Below are 17,247 nucleotides of genomic sequence, written 5' to 3' on the forward strand. Positions count from 1 at the left end.
AAAATAATGATTGAAATTTGCCCCGAACATTTAGAAGCGATCAGCAGACAAGCAGAAAGAACGTATCCCGAAGAATGTTGCGGGATCGTGTTAGGAAAAATCGGAGATCAAGGGAAAACAGTGGTGGAAGTTTGGGAGACACTAAACGCTTGGTCAGAAGAGAAATGGGCAGAGTTTCCGGGGAGTGGAGGAGTGAGGGGTAAAGAGAGGACATTTGCGATCGCACCATTAGACATCATCAAAGCACAAAAGGCAGCACGCGATCGACAATTGCAGATCGTGGGATTTTACCACTCGCACCCAGACCATCCAGCGATACCATCGGAAATGGATCGTGCGATCGCTTGGGCAGTATACTCTTATATAATTGTCTCCGTGTCAGAAGGCAAAGCTCTTGAAGTGCGAAGTTGGTGTTTAGATGACGCGCATCAGTTTCAAGAAGAGAAAATTCTCACCAACGCTTAAAACAAAATGTAAAAACCACGAAGACACGGTAGCGCAGCGATTCGCGATAGCGAATTAGGACACGAAGGATACTTTTTTGATAAGATCTTAGATCTGCTTTTTGCTATAAAGATTGCCATGCTCAATCCTAATTTGGATCAAGTCCAATTATCCAAAGAAGAATACGAAAGATACTCCCGACACCTGATTTTACCGGAGGTAGGGCTAGAAGGGCAAAAACGCCTCAAAGCTGCCAGCGTCCTCTGTATCGGTACAGGTGGACTAGGTTCCCCATTACTGTTGTACCTAGCAGCAGCGGGAATTGGCAGACTGGGAATAGTTGACTTTGATATAGTCGATAGTTCCAACTTACAACGCCAAGTGATTCACGGCACCTCTTGGGTAGGAAAACCAAAAATTGAATCTGCCAAAAACCGGATTTTAGAAATTAACCCCAACTGTCAGGTTGATTTATACGAAACTCGCATTAGCGCCGAAAATGCACTAGACATCGTTAAACCTTACGATATTGTGGTGGATGGAACAGATAATTTCCCCACCCGCTATTTAGTTAACGATGCTTGTGTATTACTCGATAAACCTAACGTTTACGGTTCAATTTTTCGGTTTGAAGGACAAGCTACCGTATTTAACTATGAAGGTGGCCCAAATTACCGGGATTTGTACCCGGAACCCCCACCGCCCGGAATGGTTCCCTCTTGTGCAGAAGGCGGCGTTTTAGGAATTTTACCCGGAATTATTGGCGTAATTCAAGCCACAGAAACAATCAAAATTATCATCGGCAAAGGTACTACCTTAAATGGGAGATTGTTGCTGTTCAACGCTTTGGAAATGAAATTCCGCGAGTTGAAACTGCGCCCAAATCCCATTCGTCCAGTAATTGAAAAACTGATAGACTACGAACAATTCTGCGGCATTACCCAAGCAAAAGCAGAGGAGGCGAAACAGCAGATGGAAATGGCAGAAATGACAGTCAAAGAGTTAAAGCAACTGCTAGATAGTGGTGCTGATGACTTCGTTTTGATTGATGTTCGCAACCCTGGTGAATACGAGATTGCTAAAATTCCTGGTGCGGTTTTAGTACCTTTACCCGATATTGAACGTGGCGAAGGTGTGGAGAAAGTTAAACAATTACTCAACGGTCATCGCTTAATAGCTCATTGTAAAATGGGAGGGCGATCGGCAAAAGCTTTGGGTATCCTCAAACAAGCTGGAATCGAAGGTACTAACGTCAAAGGCGGCATCACCGCTTGGAGTCGGGAAGTCGATCGTTCTGTTCCAGAATATTAATTGGGGACTGGGGACTAGGGACTGGGGACTGGGAGAGTTTTTCTTTTTGAGTTTTCCCCCTTCCTCTCCTACTCCCCCACCTCTAGAAAAAAATTTGAAGTTTTATGACAAATTCCTTCTGGTGTTAACTTCTGCGGGAATAAGGGAATATTAGAAATAGGCAGGACAAGTGAGAGTAATTCTGCGCTGTCTTCCCCCAGGGATGAAATGATTTTGGGATAGCTGCTTATATATTAAACTTTATATTTTTGCTTGTTCTGCTGTGGGAATGCCTCTCTGCCTACAGCAGAATTATTGTTTTTAATTCAGATGTTTTGCCACATTAATTTAGTGTAGGGGCGAAGCATTCGGGCGACAATTTATGAAACTTAACCAAGATATAACTATCCGAATGCTTCGCCCTGTGTTGACGCAAGATTCTTAGATACAGGTTGTCTGTGGGGGAGGGCGGACGCGATTGCGTGCCGTAGGCATTAGCATTTGGAGACAAACATCTTTGGTGGGTTGCAGAATTTATCGCCCAAATGCTTCGCCCCTACTAATTATGATGCCAGCGAATTGCGTTATTCTCCTGGCGACTCAGCAGAATTCCTAACGCTTCTAAACTTTCTAAATGTTCGGAAATCGCTTTTTTCTGTCTGGTAGCACCTTTAAATTGTACCACAACTTGTTCCACTGTCCATTCGCCGCCAGTGGTGCGGAGTAAGTCGCGAATTGCTGCTAGTTGTTCTTTGGGTTTTTTGGGCCAAGTTTTTTGTTCTGCGGGTGCGGTGATGACTTCTTCTGCTTCGGTAATTCCGGCGAGTGTCATTTGGGTTGCTATTTCTTGGGGGGCTTGATATTCTGGACGCAACCAACGAATTAAACCGTTACGTTCTTCGGCAGAACGTTCCGCATTTAAGGCAACTAATCGTTGTAAAATTTCCTCATCACTGATATTTTGATCCCATCCGTAAGCTTCTAAAACTGCTGCATCAAGTTCGTCGTGAATTTGTTTGAGGGTGGAAACTAAAGCTTTATTGTTGTAGGTTTTATCTACTTCGGTAAAAGCTTCTCCTGCACGGAGTTTTTCTAACAGGTTGTACATTCCCGTGATCGTGATTTCGGGATGTTGAGATTGCACTTTTTTCCGATGATTATCTAGTTTTTCTCCGAGTTCGCGGATTTTTTGTTTTTGTTCGGGTGTGGAGTCGGGGAAGGGGAAAGGATCGAAGCACACAGAATTATTATAACGGGGAGTATTACCGCCCAAATCTCCTCCTGCTGCTAATGCCCAAGTAACATGAATTCGGCTGGATAGAGTACCAAGATAGTAAGCATCATTAAGAGCAATAGCAACTACTTCACTTTCAGGTATCACATTCTCTAAAATGAATGTAAAAAACCTGTGTTTTGTCGTTCTTGGTGTCACTATATAACGATTCAGATCTAGAAGTGCAGGACGTATTTTAGCTCGTGGTTCTGCAAATATCCACCAATTATCTCTGTAAGATTTTCGATTGTTAGTTTCTCTATCAGGCTTTACTCTTTCCACAAGCCACTGATAAATTAGTGGATATTGGTTAAGTAATTGTTCTTCAGTCAATCCAAATAAATCAATAACAAAACGATCTGGTTCTGGATAAATTAGACCACGACCCGTTCTATACTTTTTAATTACTTTAGATAAGTTTGAGCTTAAATATCCCAATTGCTTAAGCTGTGCTTCATCTAAAATAAAACCTTGCCCTGCAAGGGTTACTCCTCTAGAAGATAGTCCCCGATTAGCTTGCAATGGAATTGTACTGACTACATCAGCACCAGATTTAAGGTTACAAAGAATCTGTCCTACACTCTGCCATTGTATTTTAACTTGTTCAGCTTCATCTTCAGGATTGTTAGCTTCACCCTCAGCAATTACCATACCGAGATTAGCAATTCGTATAAGTTTATTGCGATCGTCTAATTCAGCAGCAGTCATGGCAATGGTAACGGCAGCACCCCCATCAACCCAAGGATGATCGGAAATCGCAAAAATTAATCTAATAGGATTCTTTTGACTTAGATGAAAATCAATAACTTTTCGCTGCCAAACTTGCCGAATACTATTAGTAGTAATAAACCCAAACCTTTCGACTTTCCCTAATCTCACCAACTCCGCCGCCTTATGCCACCAATACATGACAAAATCAACAGTATCCGGGACATCTTGATAAACTTGGCGCAAAGTTTCTGCATACCCATCGCCTAAAACTTCCCGCATTCTCGCATTTCCAATAAAAGGCGGATTAGAAACAATATAATTTGCTTCTTGCCATTCAGCAGGACGGGGATTAATAAACTTATAAATGGGAATTTGATCTGTAGGATCTGGCACATTTTCCCCAGTAACAGGATGCCGCATCATCCTACCACCCCAACGAGTGCGCGGTTGTTTTGTGCTTGGATCGATCGCAATTTCTTTACTGTCATAATCCAACACAGCATCCCGACATTCAATATTATTGTAAGCCCGTAAAACTGGCTCAATTGGAGGAATATCTCCAAAGCGTTTAAAATGCCATTGTAAATAACCAATCCAGATTACCAAATCAGCAATTGCCGCTGCCCTGGGATTAAGTTCAATCCCTAAAAATTGCGAAGGATTTACCTGATCGAAATCCAAAGATAACTGTTCCCCACCTGTAATATCTGCCAACCTTCGCAAAACTTCCGATTCTAAAGCTTTGAGTAAATCCAAAGTCACATAAAGGAAGTTTCCCGAACCACAAGCAGGGTCAAGAATTTTGATTTCTCGTAACTCTTTGAGGAAGTCTTGAATTAGTGCGATCGCATTTTTTACCTGTTTCTTAGTCGGTTCTTCTCCAGCATTTTCTAAAGTTTGTTTAACCTCAGCTTGCACCAACTCCCACTGTTCCCGAATCGGTTCTAAAATTACCGGACGTACCAACCTTTCCACATAAGATCTCGGTGTATAATGCGCCCCTAATTTACTTCGTTCCTTAGCATCCAACGCCCTTTCCAACAAAGTACCAAAAATCGCAGGTTCCACCTGACTCCAATCTCGTTGAGATGCTTGCAACAAAACTTCTAATTGTTCCCCATTTAAAGGAAACGCGGAAGCATCAGCAAACAACCCACCATTAAACTTCAACAACTTCCCAGAAAACCCAAAACTTGTTCCTTCATTCATCGCTTGCCAAAGCGCCTCTACCTCTGGTAGGAAACTTTTCGGTTTGGGAATCCAACGTTCTTTTAATGCTTCAGTAAACAATTTTTCTGGCAACAAACCCACATCTTCCGCAAACATAGTGAAGATGCAACGCATTAAAAAATTAGCAACTTCTTGCGGTTGACGATTACTTTCCAAACTCCGCGCCAACGCCGCCAAATCTGCTGCTACCTCCCGCGTCACCCGCGCCGCAATTTTCTCTGGGTTGCGCTTTTGTGGATTAGTAAAAATATCAACAAATAAAGCAAAAATATCCGGCTTTTGGAAATCAATTAAAGGAATAGTTCGCCTAGCGCCATATCCGCCGTAATCTCCACTAAAACCTAGCCAAATTTCAAAATGAGAACCAATATCGCAAGTAATTAAAAAAGGTGGTTGGGGTTCTAAATGACGAGTGTAGGAAAGTCCTTGCACAAAGGCTTTTTCCATTTCCTTGAAATAACTTGCCGTTCCCCGCTTGGCTGTACCTTTCCCGGCGACTTCCCCCCCTTGCTTAGCTTCAATTACAAAATGCCCTTGTTTATAAAAATCCACAAAACAAGTCGTCACTTTACCACTAGGATGGGGAATTTTCACATTTTTTTCAAAACAATAGCGATCGCCAGCAATACTACCCTTAGCCGGAGGCGGTTCAACACCCAAAGCTTTACATAAATCGAGAAAAAATGAGTCTTTATTGGCTCTTTCGTCGCCGCTTGAGCCTTGCCATCGGTTTAGAAACTCTTGTACCCGTTGCAAGTCTGACTCATTCATTCCGGCAAATAGGCTAAGTTTTTCGGTAGTTTATTTACTTTATCATTAAATAGCTAACTGACACTCTCCCGTCAAGCTACACTGTGACGGGAAAGTGTCAAGTAGTTAACTTTATGATTGGGATTTTGCCGTTTCTGAATCAGTTGACTTAGTTTCGGTTTGAGGTGACTGAATCTGTTTCAGGTGGATTGTATTCACTTGGTTAATAAAATTTTCCACCGATTCTTGTACCTTTTGTTTGCGTTGGACTTCATCTGGCACATCAGAGAAGCGATAGGGTGTAACCCCTAGAATAAATTTTTCCTGTTCCGCTTCCAATAATTCTACAGTAGTGTTGGCAGCCAGCCAGGTTTTCTGAAAGGGAAATGAGGTGGAAATACTGCTGACAATTGCTGCGATCGCAGGGAAAATCACAGGTAGCCAACGTACTATACCCGAACTAGTGTTCAATTTGTCCAACAACACCAATATCGGTGTCACTCCTGACAAAATGACTGTGGAGAGTTGAAAGACATAGTAGATGTTTCTGGCATTCCGTCGCGTGTATTTATAATCATCAACCAGTTCCTGACAATATTGAATTGCTCTACTGCGAATTAAGTTGATTGGTTCATCTTCAACTTTGAGATCGTTGCCAAACATATAACTGTAAAGTCGGGCTTTCTTTTGATTATCAAGTTGTTTGGTCGATCGCTTGTAAGTTTCCTGAAACCGCTGATTCAGCAGAATCAGAAACACCAGAATCGTCAGCGCTGCGATCGCGTAAGTCACCGTTGTTGAATTATCTTTAAACAAGATCGCAACTCCGATCGCACCAACGCAACAGGCAATCAGGAAAAACTCGATGACGCTAAAAATTAGCGGTGTCTTAACATCGGTGGTTTCCCATGCTAGGGAAACACCTGTGTTACTGTTGAGTTGAGAGTCCATCGTTCAATTTTAACTTCTACAGAAGATATTGCTACCAAAGTATTTTATCAGAAGGTATGCGATCGTAGTGCAACGCAGCCCGCTCCGCCTTGTTTAGCTTCTCTGAAAAAACCGCAGGTAGGGGACTTTTGACATTTTCCCAACGATAGCGATCGCTAAATACTATCCTGAACCCCGGTCGGAATTTTTCAACTTTTGTTGATGCTTAAATCCCAGCTTTTACCTCAAATAAGCCAGAAAGGTGAGGCAATTATTTCATGAATTTTTCTTTGGGTAGAAGCATTCTTATTGCTCTATCTGCTAGCCTCCTACTTTAGTCAGAGATAAACCCTCTATGGCTTTATGATAAATATTTTAGTTTGTCAAGGCATCCGAGTGAGAAAAATTGAGATAAAATACTATTAGTAACTTTACTAGTATCAGCCAAAAGAGAGAGGTGTGTAAACCTACTTATTTCTGGCTCACGATGAACACATAAATCAGTAATAACCATTAATGGTCAGGCATTTTTTTGCTTTTAATCATCAATAAGATTGCAGAATAACATTATGGGGATCAAGCAAAATAAGATTATATTAAGAGATTTTACGGATGGGATCAGGAAATTTAAAATTATCCTAAAGATAGATGGATTCCTTAATTAAACACTTTTAAACTGTTAAAGTAATTAATTTTTACCCTGTAGACTAAGTTGTGAGCAAACAAGGAGAGCAGATTATTCCGAATCATGAAATCTCCCTGGGACAGAAAAGGTAAAAAGCCTGAGTGTGAGATGAAACTTATATCAATCATTTACTCAGTACTTTCCCTGAGCAGTTCTCGGAGAATTGATGAAAACTTCAAAAAAACTTGGTGGGGACGGTAAATTCAGTTATGAAGCGACCAAACAGAAAATAATTTCAGAAATCACATCACTGTAAACATGGTGAGATTCATTTACTAAATTTTTGAGCGAGCGTTTAATTAACTATTTTTTAAAGAGAGGCAAATAAGATGAATACCCGCAGTAACTCTTGTCCATTTTGTGGCAGTTCACTGCTGCGTCACATTCGCCATCAAGGTATTTATTGGTTTTGCAGCAGTTGTTATCAAGAAGTGCCTTCTCTGACTTCAATGGTGATGTCCCGTCGTGATAAAGTAGGACAGCAGTCGCGTCCGCTCACGGCAGTGGGTTCCTAAAGTTTTGCTAGGTGCAGTACTGTACGGTCAAGAAGATTTACGTTTGGAATCAGTAGCAGATCCGATCGCTGATTCTGAGGAGATAATTATTCAAGTCGGAGTAGCAACCACCTGCGGCACCGACTTGAAAGTATGGCGTAGAGGTGGTCATGCTAAAATGTTACGACCCCCAACGCTGTTTGGACATGAAGCAGCTGGTAGAATTGTGGCGATCGGCAAAGATGTTCAAGGTTGGCAAATAGGCGATCGCGTAGTCGCCAACAATTCCGCTCCGTGCATGAATTGTTTCTTTTGTCAAGGTAAAGAATATTCCCTTTGCCCGAATTTAACTTGGAATAATGGCACATTTGCCGAATACTTAAAAATTCCAGCCCAAATTGTTAAACATAATTTATTACCAATTCCAGATGATTTGCCTGATGGTTTAGCATCAATGACCGAACCTCTAGCTTGTGTATTGCATGGGATGGCGAGGTCGAATATTAAAAGGGGCGATCGGGTGGTAGTAATTGGAGATGGAGCGATCGGTCTAATGTTCGTCGCTGCGATCGCCCAGTCCCCAGTACCCAATCCCCAATCCCCAATTTTCCTCTTTGGAGGCAACGATCGAAGATTGGAAATCGGGCAAAAATTAGGCGCAACCCAAACTTTTAATTATCATCAAATAACAGATATTCCGACGGTAGTTAAAGAACTGACGGAAGGATGGGGTGCGGATGTGGTGATTGAAGCGACGGGAGTTCCAGCAGTTTGGGAAAGCGCGATCGCTTGTGCTCGTCCCGGTGCTACCGTTAACCTATTCGGAGGTTGTCCGCGAGATACTACCATCACCGTGAATACAGAACAACTGCATTACAGCGAACTAACCTTAAAAGGCGTTTTTCACAACACACCCAAATATGTTAGGGAAGCACTCTCACTCTTAGCAAGTCGCACCATTCCCTTTGAACTATTAATTAGCGAACATCGTCCCTTGAAAGATTTAGAACAGGTGTTTCAAGATATGAAGAATCGGAAGTCAATTAAAGTAGCAATATTGCCGAATATGTCATCCTAGTGGCAGAGCAAGAATCTATTTTTATATTGACTATGAAAGCTTTGGGTTTATTAATGTTGGGGTTGGGAATAGCGATCGCCACTTTTAGCGATCGGGCCAACGCCTTACCAGGACAGACAACAGCAGAAGTTGCCGCTTGGATCAAAGGAAATCCCACCCTAAGTCCCTATAGCGGACAAACACTGCTAGTACACAGAACTGATACACCCGCCCAAAGATTCACCTTTGAAGCTTCCGTTTTCGCCCCAGGTTTAGCAACACCACCAGGAGATCCCGGCATTGTTCGCACCGAAAAAATCAACCTCTTTGACATGATTAACGGTGTCACCCCCAACCGTCTCCAAGAATCACTACGCGTCATCTACGGGTTAGAGATTTACCAAGATTTCCAACAAGCGCGAGTAATTTACTCTTACCCAAATCCCGAAATGGTACAAGAAGCACGCACCTTAACCTTACCCTTACAAGAAGCACTCAAAGGCGAACTAAGATTAGGATCGCGTTTTGCCTACTGGGTAGAATTTCCCCAACCCCAAGACGGTAAACCAATCATGGGCAAAATCACCATCTTACTCAAGAGTGACTTAGACAAACTAGAAGCACAACTCCGCAACCGTTAAGGGGGCAGGGGGTCAGAGGAGCAGAGGAGCAGAGGGGCAGGGGAGCAGAGGGGCAGGGGGGCAGGGGAGCAGAGGAGCAGAGGGGCAGAGGAGCAGAGGGGCAGAGGAGCAAGAGAAGTTCATTACTCAAAACTCTCTTCTTAACTCAAAACTCAAAACTCAAAACTCAAAACTTCCCCAATCCCCTTAACTTTGCCAAGTACCGGAAAAAATACTTCTGACAGCGAGATCAATCCGGTTTAAATCTTCATTAAGCAAAAAAGGCCACTCAACCCCGGCACGAAGTCCCTTTTCGTAGAGGCGACGACTCTCGAAACTCAGCAAATGCAACGCATTCACTAATTCTTTGTCCAAATTGGTTTCATCCTTCAAAGCATCGAACACCATTTTCAACGCTAATAATATAGATGTCTGCTGTCCCGGTACTGGTGACTTCTCCTGACTCAGGCGCATCAGAAAGTCGTCAGGATTTCGCTGGGTTTCCAGGGCAGTTCCCTGATTAATGAGGAAATTTCGGGCTGTTTTGTAATCCATTTTCTCGCTATTCCTTTCTGCCCAAATTTTACCCCTTGAGTGAGAGGGTTTATCCTCATTCAGCTTTAAAAATGGTTATAAGTTTGTTGTAAGCACAGAGCGTTCTAGCACGCTCTGTGCTGACAACGAACCTAAAATCATTTGTTGATTGCGGAACATTTGCCAAAATCAGAGAGTCAAATAAAACAAATAGATGAGATGTAAATGAAATAGTTAATGGTGTATTTCTCATGAAATTTAAATTCTTGACGCAAATTTTTCTATCGACTCTCGCTTTATCTAGCACTTTTGCTGTAACAAATCCGGTAAAAGCTCAACAAACAGTACCAGCAGAAAGATTACCAGCAGAAAGATTACCAGCAGAAAGTGTCACGCCCGATCGACAAACTGATTTAACAACTACTTTTGAATGCGTTACTGAAGGTAGAAGTTATGCCACAGTTGCTCGCAGAGGAGAAAGAGTTACTTCACCAATCCTGCTTTGGAGAACTTTCGAGTTTGGTAGTCAATATACTCCCGAAAATCGTTGTCGCATGGTGTCCGATCGCTTAACCAGAGCAGTTGGTGAAAATGGGGGACGACTAACTAATTTACAATTAACAACTGGTAGAGTGAATAATTTACCTGTCATTTGTTACACAAACGGTGGGCAAAATGTTTGTAATTCCAGAAATTTACTCCTAACTTTGGATAGTCGCAATGCCACTAACCCTAATGCAGCTTTGGATAATTTACTAAACTTTGGTGTCAGTGGTTCTGGTACGCCAGTGGTTTCTTTTGCTCCTTCTTCAGGAATTAATCGTCGTCCATCTTCAACTCCAAAACGAGTTAGTTTGGAAAGAATTGTTAATGAAGCTTTTGAAGACAAATATGGCGACGATCAAACACCTGTTGTCCGCCCACAACCGCCCGTTTCTCGCCCTAGCAATCCGGTTTCTCGCCCTCGACCTGTAGATAATGGTATTTAGGAATTGGTAATAGGTTGTGAGATTTCTACCACCAACTAACCTGGGAGGTTTTATACTTCCCAGGTCGGTCATTTTTTGGTATCTTAAAAATGTTATTTAGGGAATTAAATGATTGTGGTGTGGTTGTTATTCTGGCTGTTTTCTCATCAATCTTTAGCTGTGTACTTGGGTGCGATCGCTTTTCTACCAACAACTTTATTAACAGAAAATTCAGCAAGTTTGGAAAATCAAAGCCATACTAAATTTTCCCAAAATCTAGCCGTAAATAATGTTTCTGTACCAGAAGTTGCTAGGCAAGTTACTGTCAGAATTTTCTCTAATTCCAGCGCTGGTTCTGGGGTAATCATTAGCCGCAAAGGACAAGTTTACACAGTCCTTACTTGCGATCATGTACTAAATGAAAAATCTAGTAATAATTATACAATTTTAACTTCAGATGGGCGTACTTATCCCGCTCAAAAGTTAACTTACCCTGAGTTTGGAGATGATGATTTAGCGATAGTACAATTTACTAGTCCGCAAATTTACCAAGTAGCAGAAATGCGAAATTCTGATGCTTTAGTAATGGGAGAAGCAGTATATGCGGCGGGTTTTCCTAATTGGTATTGGATTAATCCGAAAGCAATAGAAAGCACCCGTGATTGGGGAACTAGGGCTTTTCGGTTAACTAAAGGAACTTTGGAAATGATTTCCGATCGCTCGCTCCCCAGAGGTTATCAATTAGGCTACACTAACGAAGTAGAAAATGGCATGAGTGGGGGGCCAGTTTTAGATCAAAATGGGCGATTAATCGGGATTAATGGCAGATTGAAATTTCCCCCCCAAGGGATTGCCGTTTACAGATTTGCTGATGGTACAATGCCATCAGCAGCAGTTTTTCAAAGAATGGAATCATTGAGTTGGGCAATCCCAATTGGTACTTTCCGACGATTATTCAGGTAAGATTTTAAGATAATGGCAAGTAGCGTATTTGTCCTGACCATTCCCCATCATTGCTGCATTCTGCTAATAGTAAAATGTCAGCAATGATCCGATCGCTATTCACCTCAACGCTAATAGCAAATATTCCCGGCATCGCTAATCCGGCAGCAACTCTTTGATTAGCAAATTCAGTAATGGTTGTGACATCATGAGTCAATATAATTCTTCCCTCTTGACTAGCCCACTCTAGCAGTTTATCATCGTCTCTTACCGAAAAATTAATATCTTTAATCCAGACAATATCTAATTCTGGTTGACGATTTTGTAACTCTTTAATGATGTGGTAATTAAAATTTTCGTCGGCGAGAAATCGTAGCATATTTTATGATGGACTCCGGCGTGCTAAAAGGCGATCGCGCACACCCTGATCGGCAAATTTAGCTTCATTTAATTCACGAATTTCCCTAGCTTGTTCTTGCCGTTCTTGTAGATAAGCATCAACATAAGGGCGATGTCGTAAATAAAACACTATTGTCGCATACACATCAACTAATTGCAAAGATGGATATTGCGATGCAATTTCTAAGGCAGTTTTTCCTTGATTAAAAGTAACGACAATTGTGTCAAGAGTTACTCGCGTTCCCTTAACTCGCACTACTCGATCGTCACAAATTTCTAGGGGAACAGGTTCATCGGGGAAGGAAATAGACATAGTATTTAACTTAGAGGGTTTAGTTTTTAGAGTATACTTGCAGTTAAGGTTATGGCTGTGATTTAACTCACAAGTAAAAATTAATTATCAGATTCCCAGTCCCCTTACACCAGAATTTTACACTACTTTTGAATAAACAAAATTACTGTTTGCATTAACCCGACAACAAAACCTAAAATTCCGCCTAAATTAACGATCGCTTGCAATTCACTTCTGACAATTCCCTGAATTGCTAATTCTAAATCTCTGGGAGAAGTTGCTTGCACTCGTTGAATAATTACTTGGTCAATATTGAGAATCGGGATAATTTGTTCCACAATATTTTCTAAATCTCGCTCTAAGTAACGTTCTAAAACTAAAGCTAATTCCTTACTTACAACTGTCAAAGAAGAATTAACAACTGGAGAATTTCTTAATCTATTTAAGATAATATGAGTAGTGCCTTCCCAGTTGATCGAATCACTTAAACCTTCCATTAATTCTACACCACGTTCTTGCACGTAACTGCGAATACTTTCGCGCATAGTTTTACGTAGTTGGCGCACTGTAGAAATTGGCAGATTTTGCAAAGATATATTTTGTAACCATTCTTGCAAGCGTTGTCTCACTGCAAAAGATTGAGTTAATTCAGTTAACCGCTGATTTGCTTCTTCTTTTTCATCCAGACAATAAGTTCTTAACCTTGCTAAAGTGTTTTTTAAACCAAACAAATTCGCGACTACCCAATAAGTTCCACTAGTTTCGCCGCGAAACTTTTCATCTATTAGTTGGATGTTGCGATCGGTGAGAAAATCAATTATAGCAACTCGCAATACTTCGGGAGGCAAAACTACCTGTAAAAGCCAATCTGCTAATTGATTGGCTTGTTGTTCGCTCAGTTGAAATTCTAATAAAATTTTGTCAAATATTTGATTTAATTGTGGTTCTAAAAAGTCTTCCCGACGCGCTAGAACTTTCAGCAACCTGGGTAAAGATTGACCTAGTAAATCTCGCAGGATTCCCGCAATTACTTTAACAGTTTTATCTTCTTTATCTGCTGATTGTAATTGATCTAAGGCTAACCGCAACAGCCAGAGAATTACCCCTTGCACTCGTTCCGTTTCTAACAGACGACGCGCCAAATTTTGTAATTCTTCAGGTGTTAATAGCGACCCCATGATAGTATCAGAAATTCGCTTTGCCAAGCGTTCCTGATTGGCGGGAATTAAACCAGGTGTAAAAGGTAGCCGTTGTTTACCTATATACTTAGCTTTGTAGGGACGAAACAGCATTTTAATGGCTATATCGTTGGTGAAATAGCCAATGATTGCACCAAGTATGGGAGGACTAATATAAAGCCAGAAATTAGAGAGATTCAACTTAGTTGTAAATGGTAAATGTTGACATCTTCCCAAAGTCGTAGGGGTAATTCATGAATTACCCCTACGACTGTGACGGGAGATTTTTTCAGAGTCAATAGGAGAGTTGGGGATGACTACCCAACAACCAATTACTTTTATTCTATTTTGTAATTCGTAAAACACCCATAATGCCACCAGCGATCGGATAATGAGTAGCAGTGCTAAATCCGGCTTGTTGAGCTAGGTTTACTTGCTGCTGACCTTGGGGAAATTTGTCTAAACTAGGGCTAATATAAGCGTATTCTTCTGTTAAACCGAACTGTTCAGCAGCAGTAACTACCAGATTTTTAAGATACCACTGCTGGAAGTTTTGCATTACGGGATTGTCAGGACGATGAAAGTCGAGAATTGCGGCAGTGGCTCCGGGTTTGAGAATGCGGTATAATTCGCGCAGACAAATGGGAATGTCGGTGACGTTACGCAGTCCATAACCCATTGTGGCACAGTCAAAATAATTGTCGGGAAAGGGAAGTTGGAGAACGTCTGCTTCTACCCAGTCGATCGCCAATGGTGGATAATGATTTTGCACCCGTTGTTTAGCTATAGCTAATAATCCCGCAGAAAAGTCTACCCCAAACACCTGACCAGTATTTCCGATCTGACGCGCTAAAATTTGCGTCAGATCGCCACTTCCACAACACAAGTCTATACAAGTGTCGCCTGTTTTGGCTTGACTCCATTTCACTGTCATCAGTTTCCAAACTCGATGTTGTCCCAGGCTTAACCAATCGTTGAGATTGTCGTAAACTGGAGCAATATTGTTGAAGATGGCTTGAATTTCACTCTTTCGATCGGTCATCATTAAGCAGCTTTGGTACTGGTGAGAACTAGTGCAACTTGTTGAGCACAAAGATGAATTAGTTTAATTTCATCTTCTCGCAGTTGGCAAGGATTTTTCCATTGCAGAGACAAAACTGCCATTACTCGATCTCGGTAAATAATGGGAACAATAATATGTGCTTGAATACCGGAGGATGAGTAATGACTGACTTCTGACAAGTTAGCATCTGCGGGGACGTTTACCGATCCTTGTAATTGCTTGTTTGCGATCGCATCTTTCACCAATGGATCTTCTGCTAACCAATTTTCGCTCGGACTATCCACGCTGTAAATACCTTGAGCCGAATTTAAAGAATTGTTTTCTACTAGTTGCAAAATACAACCATCGGCGGCAAAATTTTCGCCAAAGGCGATCGCGATCGGTTGTAAAGATTCTTCCACCTTAGTCGCTGATTGGGCTACTTGCACTATAGTAGACAGCAACGCCATCTGTGCATTCGCACGGCGTAATTCTTCTGTCCGTTGTTTGAGTAATTCGTAAGTCTCAGTAGCACGTTGCACTACTCCCTTAAGTTCTAAAGGGTCCCAAGGCTTAGTGATATACTTATATACTTGTCCAGAATTGATAGCGTCTACTAAGTCTTCTATATCAGTGAATCCGGTGAGGATAATTCTTACAGTATCGGGGAATTGCGGTACAGTTTTACTCAGAAATTCTGTGCCTTTCATTTCCGGCATTCGCTGATCGGAGATAATCACAGCGACTTCGCCTTCAGTTGCTAATACTTCCAATGCCTGAATACCGCTTTCCGCTTTCAGGACTTGAAAATCTCGTCGGAAGGTACGATAAAGCAAATCTAAATTATCTGGTTCATCGTCTACAACCAACATTTTGGCTTTTTTACGTCTTTCGAGACTCATAAGTTGACGAAGGATGTTTTCTAATTCTGGAATGGAATTTTCCATAAGACTTGAATCTAATTTTTACAGTTAATCTCAACTAAGCGATGGCTCATAGCTGAATCGTAACAATTATTGCAGTTGAACTAAGCGATCGTTCCAGGGGAGTTCAGATTTTTTAATTAACTTGCTCTGTTCTAAACTGAAATTTTAGCAAGTAGGGGCGAGTTTAAGAGATAATTTTCGCATTACAGTAGAAGAATTAACCACAAAACTCGCCTCTACATTTACCATTTGCCATTATGACTGATTTCTCTTCAGATACTCCCAATCCTAATTCCCAACCAACTAATGTCGATGTGGATGGTTTGCTGCTGAGTCTCCGCCGCAAGGAAGGTTCTTGGGTGGAGTGGGGACAAGCTTGCCAAACTCTGCAAAAAGCAGGTTTAAGTTCCCAAAAAATCTTTGAGGAAACTGGCTTTGAACCGATTCACCAAAATCAGGTGATTGTAGCGGCTCAAGTATACATTAGCATGGTGAATGCTGGTGTGTCGGAGCAGGTGCGATCGCATTTCGAGAAAACCGGAAGCGATAGTTTGTACGAGTTTCGCATTCTGACGCAACCGGAACGTGCAGCAGCGGCTACGTTTACTTTAACTCATGGGTTGAACTCTGAGGATGCGAAGGAAGTGGCGAAGGCGATGAAGGATTTTTCCCGCTTAAGAGTTCCGCCTGCTGGGTTTAGCAATAATGCTGGTGATGCGATGGCTTATCATTACTGGAGGTTAGCACGCCAACAGTCGGATTTACAAGAGCGATCGCGTTTAATCGCCAAAGGGTTAAGATTTGCTCAAACTGATAGTGCTAGGCAACAAGTTGAAAAGCTGTTAATTGATTTTAGCGTTACTCCCAAACGTCCGGCTCCGATTTTACCTTTTTATCGATTGGAAACGGAAGAACAAATGCCTCGTTTGTTGCCAGTTGTCGGGAAAATGCCTCTGTCGGTGGCGGATTTAAAGGCAGTGCCTTTTGTGGAGGAAACGGGGCCTTTCCGCATGGTACAATTTTCTGGCGAAGGTGCTTGGGTGGCGGTTCCCGGTTGGCAAGTTTTGTTGAAGGCGGAAGATCCTGTGGCGGTTTTGTGCGATCGATCTTTGCTTCCTAATCAAGATTCTAGTTATCAGGAAGAGGTTTTGGTGGTGATCGATCGATCGCAACGAGAATGGGACGATAGTAGTTATTTCGCTTTTGCACAAGGGGAAGTTTTACAATTTCAATGGTTTGAAGAATCGCCAGAAGAAACTTTACTCGGTAAGCTAATTCTCATTTTGAATCCTAAGCGCATTTTAGATGAGGATTTGACTAAGGATGTTTGGCAAATTGATGAGTAGTTGTTTTTATTAGGTTTCTGGTAAGTGTTCGGAATCTTTTTTTTTAGTACGCAGATGAATGCAGATGAACGCAGATGTTGGCGCAGCCTTCCCGTAGGGTACGCAGATGGTATATGTAGGGCTTGCTGAAAAAAGG

16 protein-coding genes are annotated in these 17,247 nt (G+C 41.8%); 8 read left to right on the forward strand and 8 right to left on the reverse strand.

The window, feature by feature from the left end; all coding sequences use genetic code 11:
• Nucleotides 1-6 precede the first annotated feature (6 nt).
• Nucleotides 7-465 (forward strand): M67 family metallopeptidase, encoded by a 459-nt coding sequence (locus tag ACE1CC_RS08790; protein ID WP_413270093.1) that lies wholly within the window; start codon nt 7-9, stop codon nt 463-465.
• Between the two features lie 117 nt (nt 466-582).
• On the forward strand, nt 583-1,755 hold the full coding sequence (gene moeB, locus ACE1CC_RS08795) for a molybdopterin-synthase adenylyltransferase MoeB (RefSeq protein ID WP_413270094.1): 1,173 nt from the start codon (nt 583-585) through the stop codon (nt 1,753-1,755).
• A gap of 538 nt (nt 1,756-2,293) precedes the next feature.
• Here the strand turns inward: moeB and ACE1CC_RS08800 are convergent.
• Nucleotides 2,294-5,719 (reverse strand): class I SAM-dependent DNA methyltransferase, encoded by a 3,426-nt coding sequence (locus ACE1CC_RS08800; RefSeq protein WP_413270095.1) that lies wholly within the window; start codon nt 5,717-5,719, stop codon nt 2,294-2,296.
• Between the two features lie 111 nt (nt 5,720-5,830).
• Nucleotides 5,831-6,649: a DUF4231 domain-containing protein gene (locus ACE1CC_RS08805; protein WP_413270096.1), complete on the reverse strand. Its 819-nt coding sequence runs from the start codon at nt 6,647-6,649 to the stop codon at nt 5,831-5,833.
• 993 nt (nt 6,650-7,642) lie between these two features.
• On the opposite strand from ACE1CC_RS08805, the gene ACE1CC_RS08810 reads away from it, so the two are divergent.
• The 3 genes from ACE1CC_RS08810 to ACE1CC_RS08820 are packed head-to-tail and all read left to right on the forward strand — an operon-like array spanning nt 7,643 to nt 9,505.
• Nucleotides 7,643-7,828 carry a hypothetical protein gene (locus tag ACE1CC_RS08810; protein WP_413270097.1) on the forward strand — a complete coding sequence of 62 codons (186 nt, stop codon included), beginning with the start codon at nt 7,643-7,645 and terminating at the stop codon, nt 7,826-7,828.
• A 4-nt stretch (nt 7,829-7,832) separates the two neighbouring features.
• A complete protein-coding gene (locus ACE1CC_RS08815) occupies nt 7,833-8,885 on the forward strand; it encodes a zinc-dependent alcohol dehydrogenase (RefSeq protein WP_413270098.1) in 1,053 nt (350 codons plus the stop codon).
• A gap of 32 nt (nt 8,886-8,917) precedes the next feature.
• Nucleotides 8,918-9,505: a hypothetical protein gene (locus ACE1CC_RS08820; RefSeq protein WP_413270099.1), complete on the forward strand. Its 588-nt coding sequence runs from the start codon at nt 8,918-8,920 to the stop codon at nt 9,503-9,505.
• Between the two features lie 186 nt (nt 9,506-9,691).
• On the opposite strand, the gene ACE1CC_RS08825 is transcribed toward ACE1CC_RS08820, so the two are convergent.
• On the reverse strand, nt 9,692-10,039 hold the full coding sequence (locus tag ACE1CC_RS08825) for a Dethiobiotin synthetase (RefSeq protein WP_413270100.1): 348 nt from the start codon (nt 10,037-10,039) through the stop codon (nt 9,692-9,694).
• Between the two features lie 230 nt (nt 10,040-10,269).
• Between ACE1CC_RS08825 and ACE1CC_RS08830 the strand changes: the two genes are divergently transcribed.
• A complete protein-coding gene (locus tag ACE1CC_RS08830) occupies nt 10,270-11,007 on the forward strand; it encodes a COP23 domain-containing protein (protein ID WP_413270101.1) in 738 nt (245 codons plus the stop codon).
• Between the two features lie 114 nt (nt 11,008-11,121).
• Entirely contained in the window at nt 11,122-11,949 is an 828-nt protein-coding gene (locus ACE1CC_RS08835; protein WP_413270102.1) for a S1 family peptidase, read from the forward strand.
• A gap of 4 nt (nt 11,950-11,953) precedes the next feature.
• On the opposite strand, the gene ACE1CC_RS08840 is transcribed toward ACE1CC_RS08835, so the two are convergent.
• The 5 genes from ACE1CC_RS08840 to ACE1CC_RS08860 form a co-directional block, all read right to left on the reverse strand.
• Complete coding sequence (locus ACE1CC_RS08840) at nt 11,954-12,307, reverse strand: DUF5615 family PIN-like protein (RefSeq protein WP_413270103.1); 354 nt, start codon at nt 12,305-12,307, stop codon at nt 11,954-11,956.
• A 3-nt stretch (nt 12,308-12,310) separates the two neighbouring features.
• On the reverse strand, nt 12,311-12,640 hold the full coding sequence (locus ACE1CC_RS08845) for a DUF433 domain-containing protein (RefSeq protein ID WP_413270104.1): 330 nt from the start codon (nt 12,638-12,640) through the stop codon (nt 12,311-12,313).
• A gap of 122 nt (nt 12,641-12,762) precedes the next feature.
• Complete coding sequence (locus ACE1CC_RS08850) at nt 12,763-13,998, reverse strand: DUF445 domain-containing protein (RefSeq protein ID WP_413270105.1); 1,236 nt, start codon at nt 13,996-13,998, stop codon at nt 12,763-12,765.
• A 142-nt stretch (nt 13,999-14,140) separates the two neighbouring features.
• On the reverse strand, nt 14,141-14,839 hold the full coding sequence (ubiE, locus tag ACE1CC_RS08855; protein ID WP_413270128.1) for a bifunctional demethylmenaquinone methyltransferase/2-methoxy-6-polyprenyl-1,4-benzoquinol methylase UbiE: 699 nt from the start codon (nt 14,837-14,839) through the stop codon (nt 14,141-14,143).
• A 2-nt stretch (nt 14,840-14,841) separates the two neighbouring features.
• Nucleotides 14,842-15,786, reverse strand: coding sequence for a response regulator (locus tag ACE1CC_RS08860; RefSeq protein WP_413270106.1), 945 nt, complete (start codon nt 15,784-15,786; stop codon nt 14,842-14,844).
• 236 nt (nt 15,787-16,022) lie between these two features.
• Between ACE1CC_RS08860 and ACE1CC_RS08865 the strand changes: the two genes are divergently transcribed.
• Entirely contained in the window at nt 16,023-17,111 is a 1,089-nt protein-coding gene (locus tag ACE1CC_RS08865) for a RuBisCO accumulation factor 1 (protein WP_413270107.1), read from the forward strand.
• Nucleotides 17,112-17,247 lie beyond the last annotated feature (136 nt).

The organism is Floridaenema aerugineum BLCC-F46, assembly GCF_041929345.1.
In the GTDB taxonomy this organism is placed as follows: domain Bacteria; phylum Cyanobacteriota; class Cyanobacteriia; order Cyanobacteriales; family Aerosakkonemataceae; genus Floridanema; species Floridanema aerugineum.

Bases quoted from the DNA above. Each gene is read 5' to 3' on its own strand.
- ACE1CC_RS08790 (WP_413270093.1), top strand. From the start codon at position 7: ATGATTGAAATTTGCCCCGAACATTTAGAAGCGATCAGCAGACAAGCA.
- moeB (WP_413270094.1), top strand. From the start codon at position 583: ATGCTCAATCCTAATTTGGATCAAGTCCAATTATCCAAAGAAGAATAC.
- ACE1CC_RS08800 (WP_413270095.1), bottom strand. From the start codon at position 5,719: ATGAATGAGTCAGACTTGCAACGGGTACAAGAGTTTCTAAACCGATGG.
- ACE1CC_RS08805 (WP_413270096.1), bottom strand. From the start codon at position 6,649: ATGGACTCTCAACTCAACAGTAACACAGGTGTTTCCCTAGCATGGGAA.
- ACE1CC_RS08810 (WP_413270097.1), top strand. From the start codon at position 7,643: ATGAATACCCGCAGTAACTCTTGTCCATTTTGTGGCAGTTCACTGCTG.
- ACE1CC_RS08820 (WP_413270099.1), top strand. From the start codon at position 8,918: ATGAAAGCTTTGGGTTTATTAATGTTGGGGTTGGGAATAGCGATCGCC.
- ACE1CC_RS08825 (WP_413270100.1), bottom strand. From the start codon at position 10,039: ATGGATTACAAAACAGCCCGAAATTTCCTCATTAATCAGGGAACTGCC.
- ACE1CC_RS08830 (WP_413270101.1), top strand. From the start codon at position 10,270: ATGAAATTTAAATTCTTGACGCAAATTTTTCTATCGACTCTCGCTTTA.
- ACE1CC_RS08840 (WP_413270103.1), bottom strand. From the start codon at position 12,307: ATGCTACGATTTCTCGCCGACGAAAATTTTAATTACCACATCATTAAA.
- ACE1CC_RS08845 (WP_413270104.1), bottom strand. From the start codon at position 12,640: ATGTCTATTTCCTTCCCCGATGAACCTGTTCCCCTAGAAATTTGTGAC.
- ubiE (WP_413270128.1), bottom strand. From the start codon at position 14,839: ATGACCGATCGAAAGAGTGAAATTCAAGCCATCTTCAACAATATTGCT.
- ACE1CC_RS08860 (WP_413270106.1), bottom strand. From the start codon at position 15,786: ATGGAAAATTCCATTCCAGAATTAGAAAACATCCTTCGTCAACTTATG.
- ACE1CC_RS08865 (WP_413270107.1), top strand. From the start codon at position 16,023: ATGACTGATTTCTCTTCAGATACTCCCAATCCTAATTCCCAACCAACT.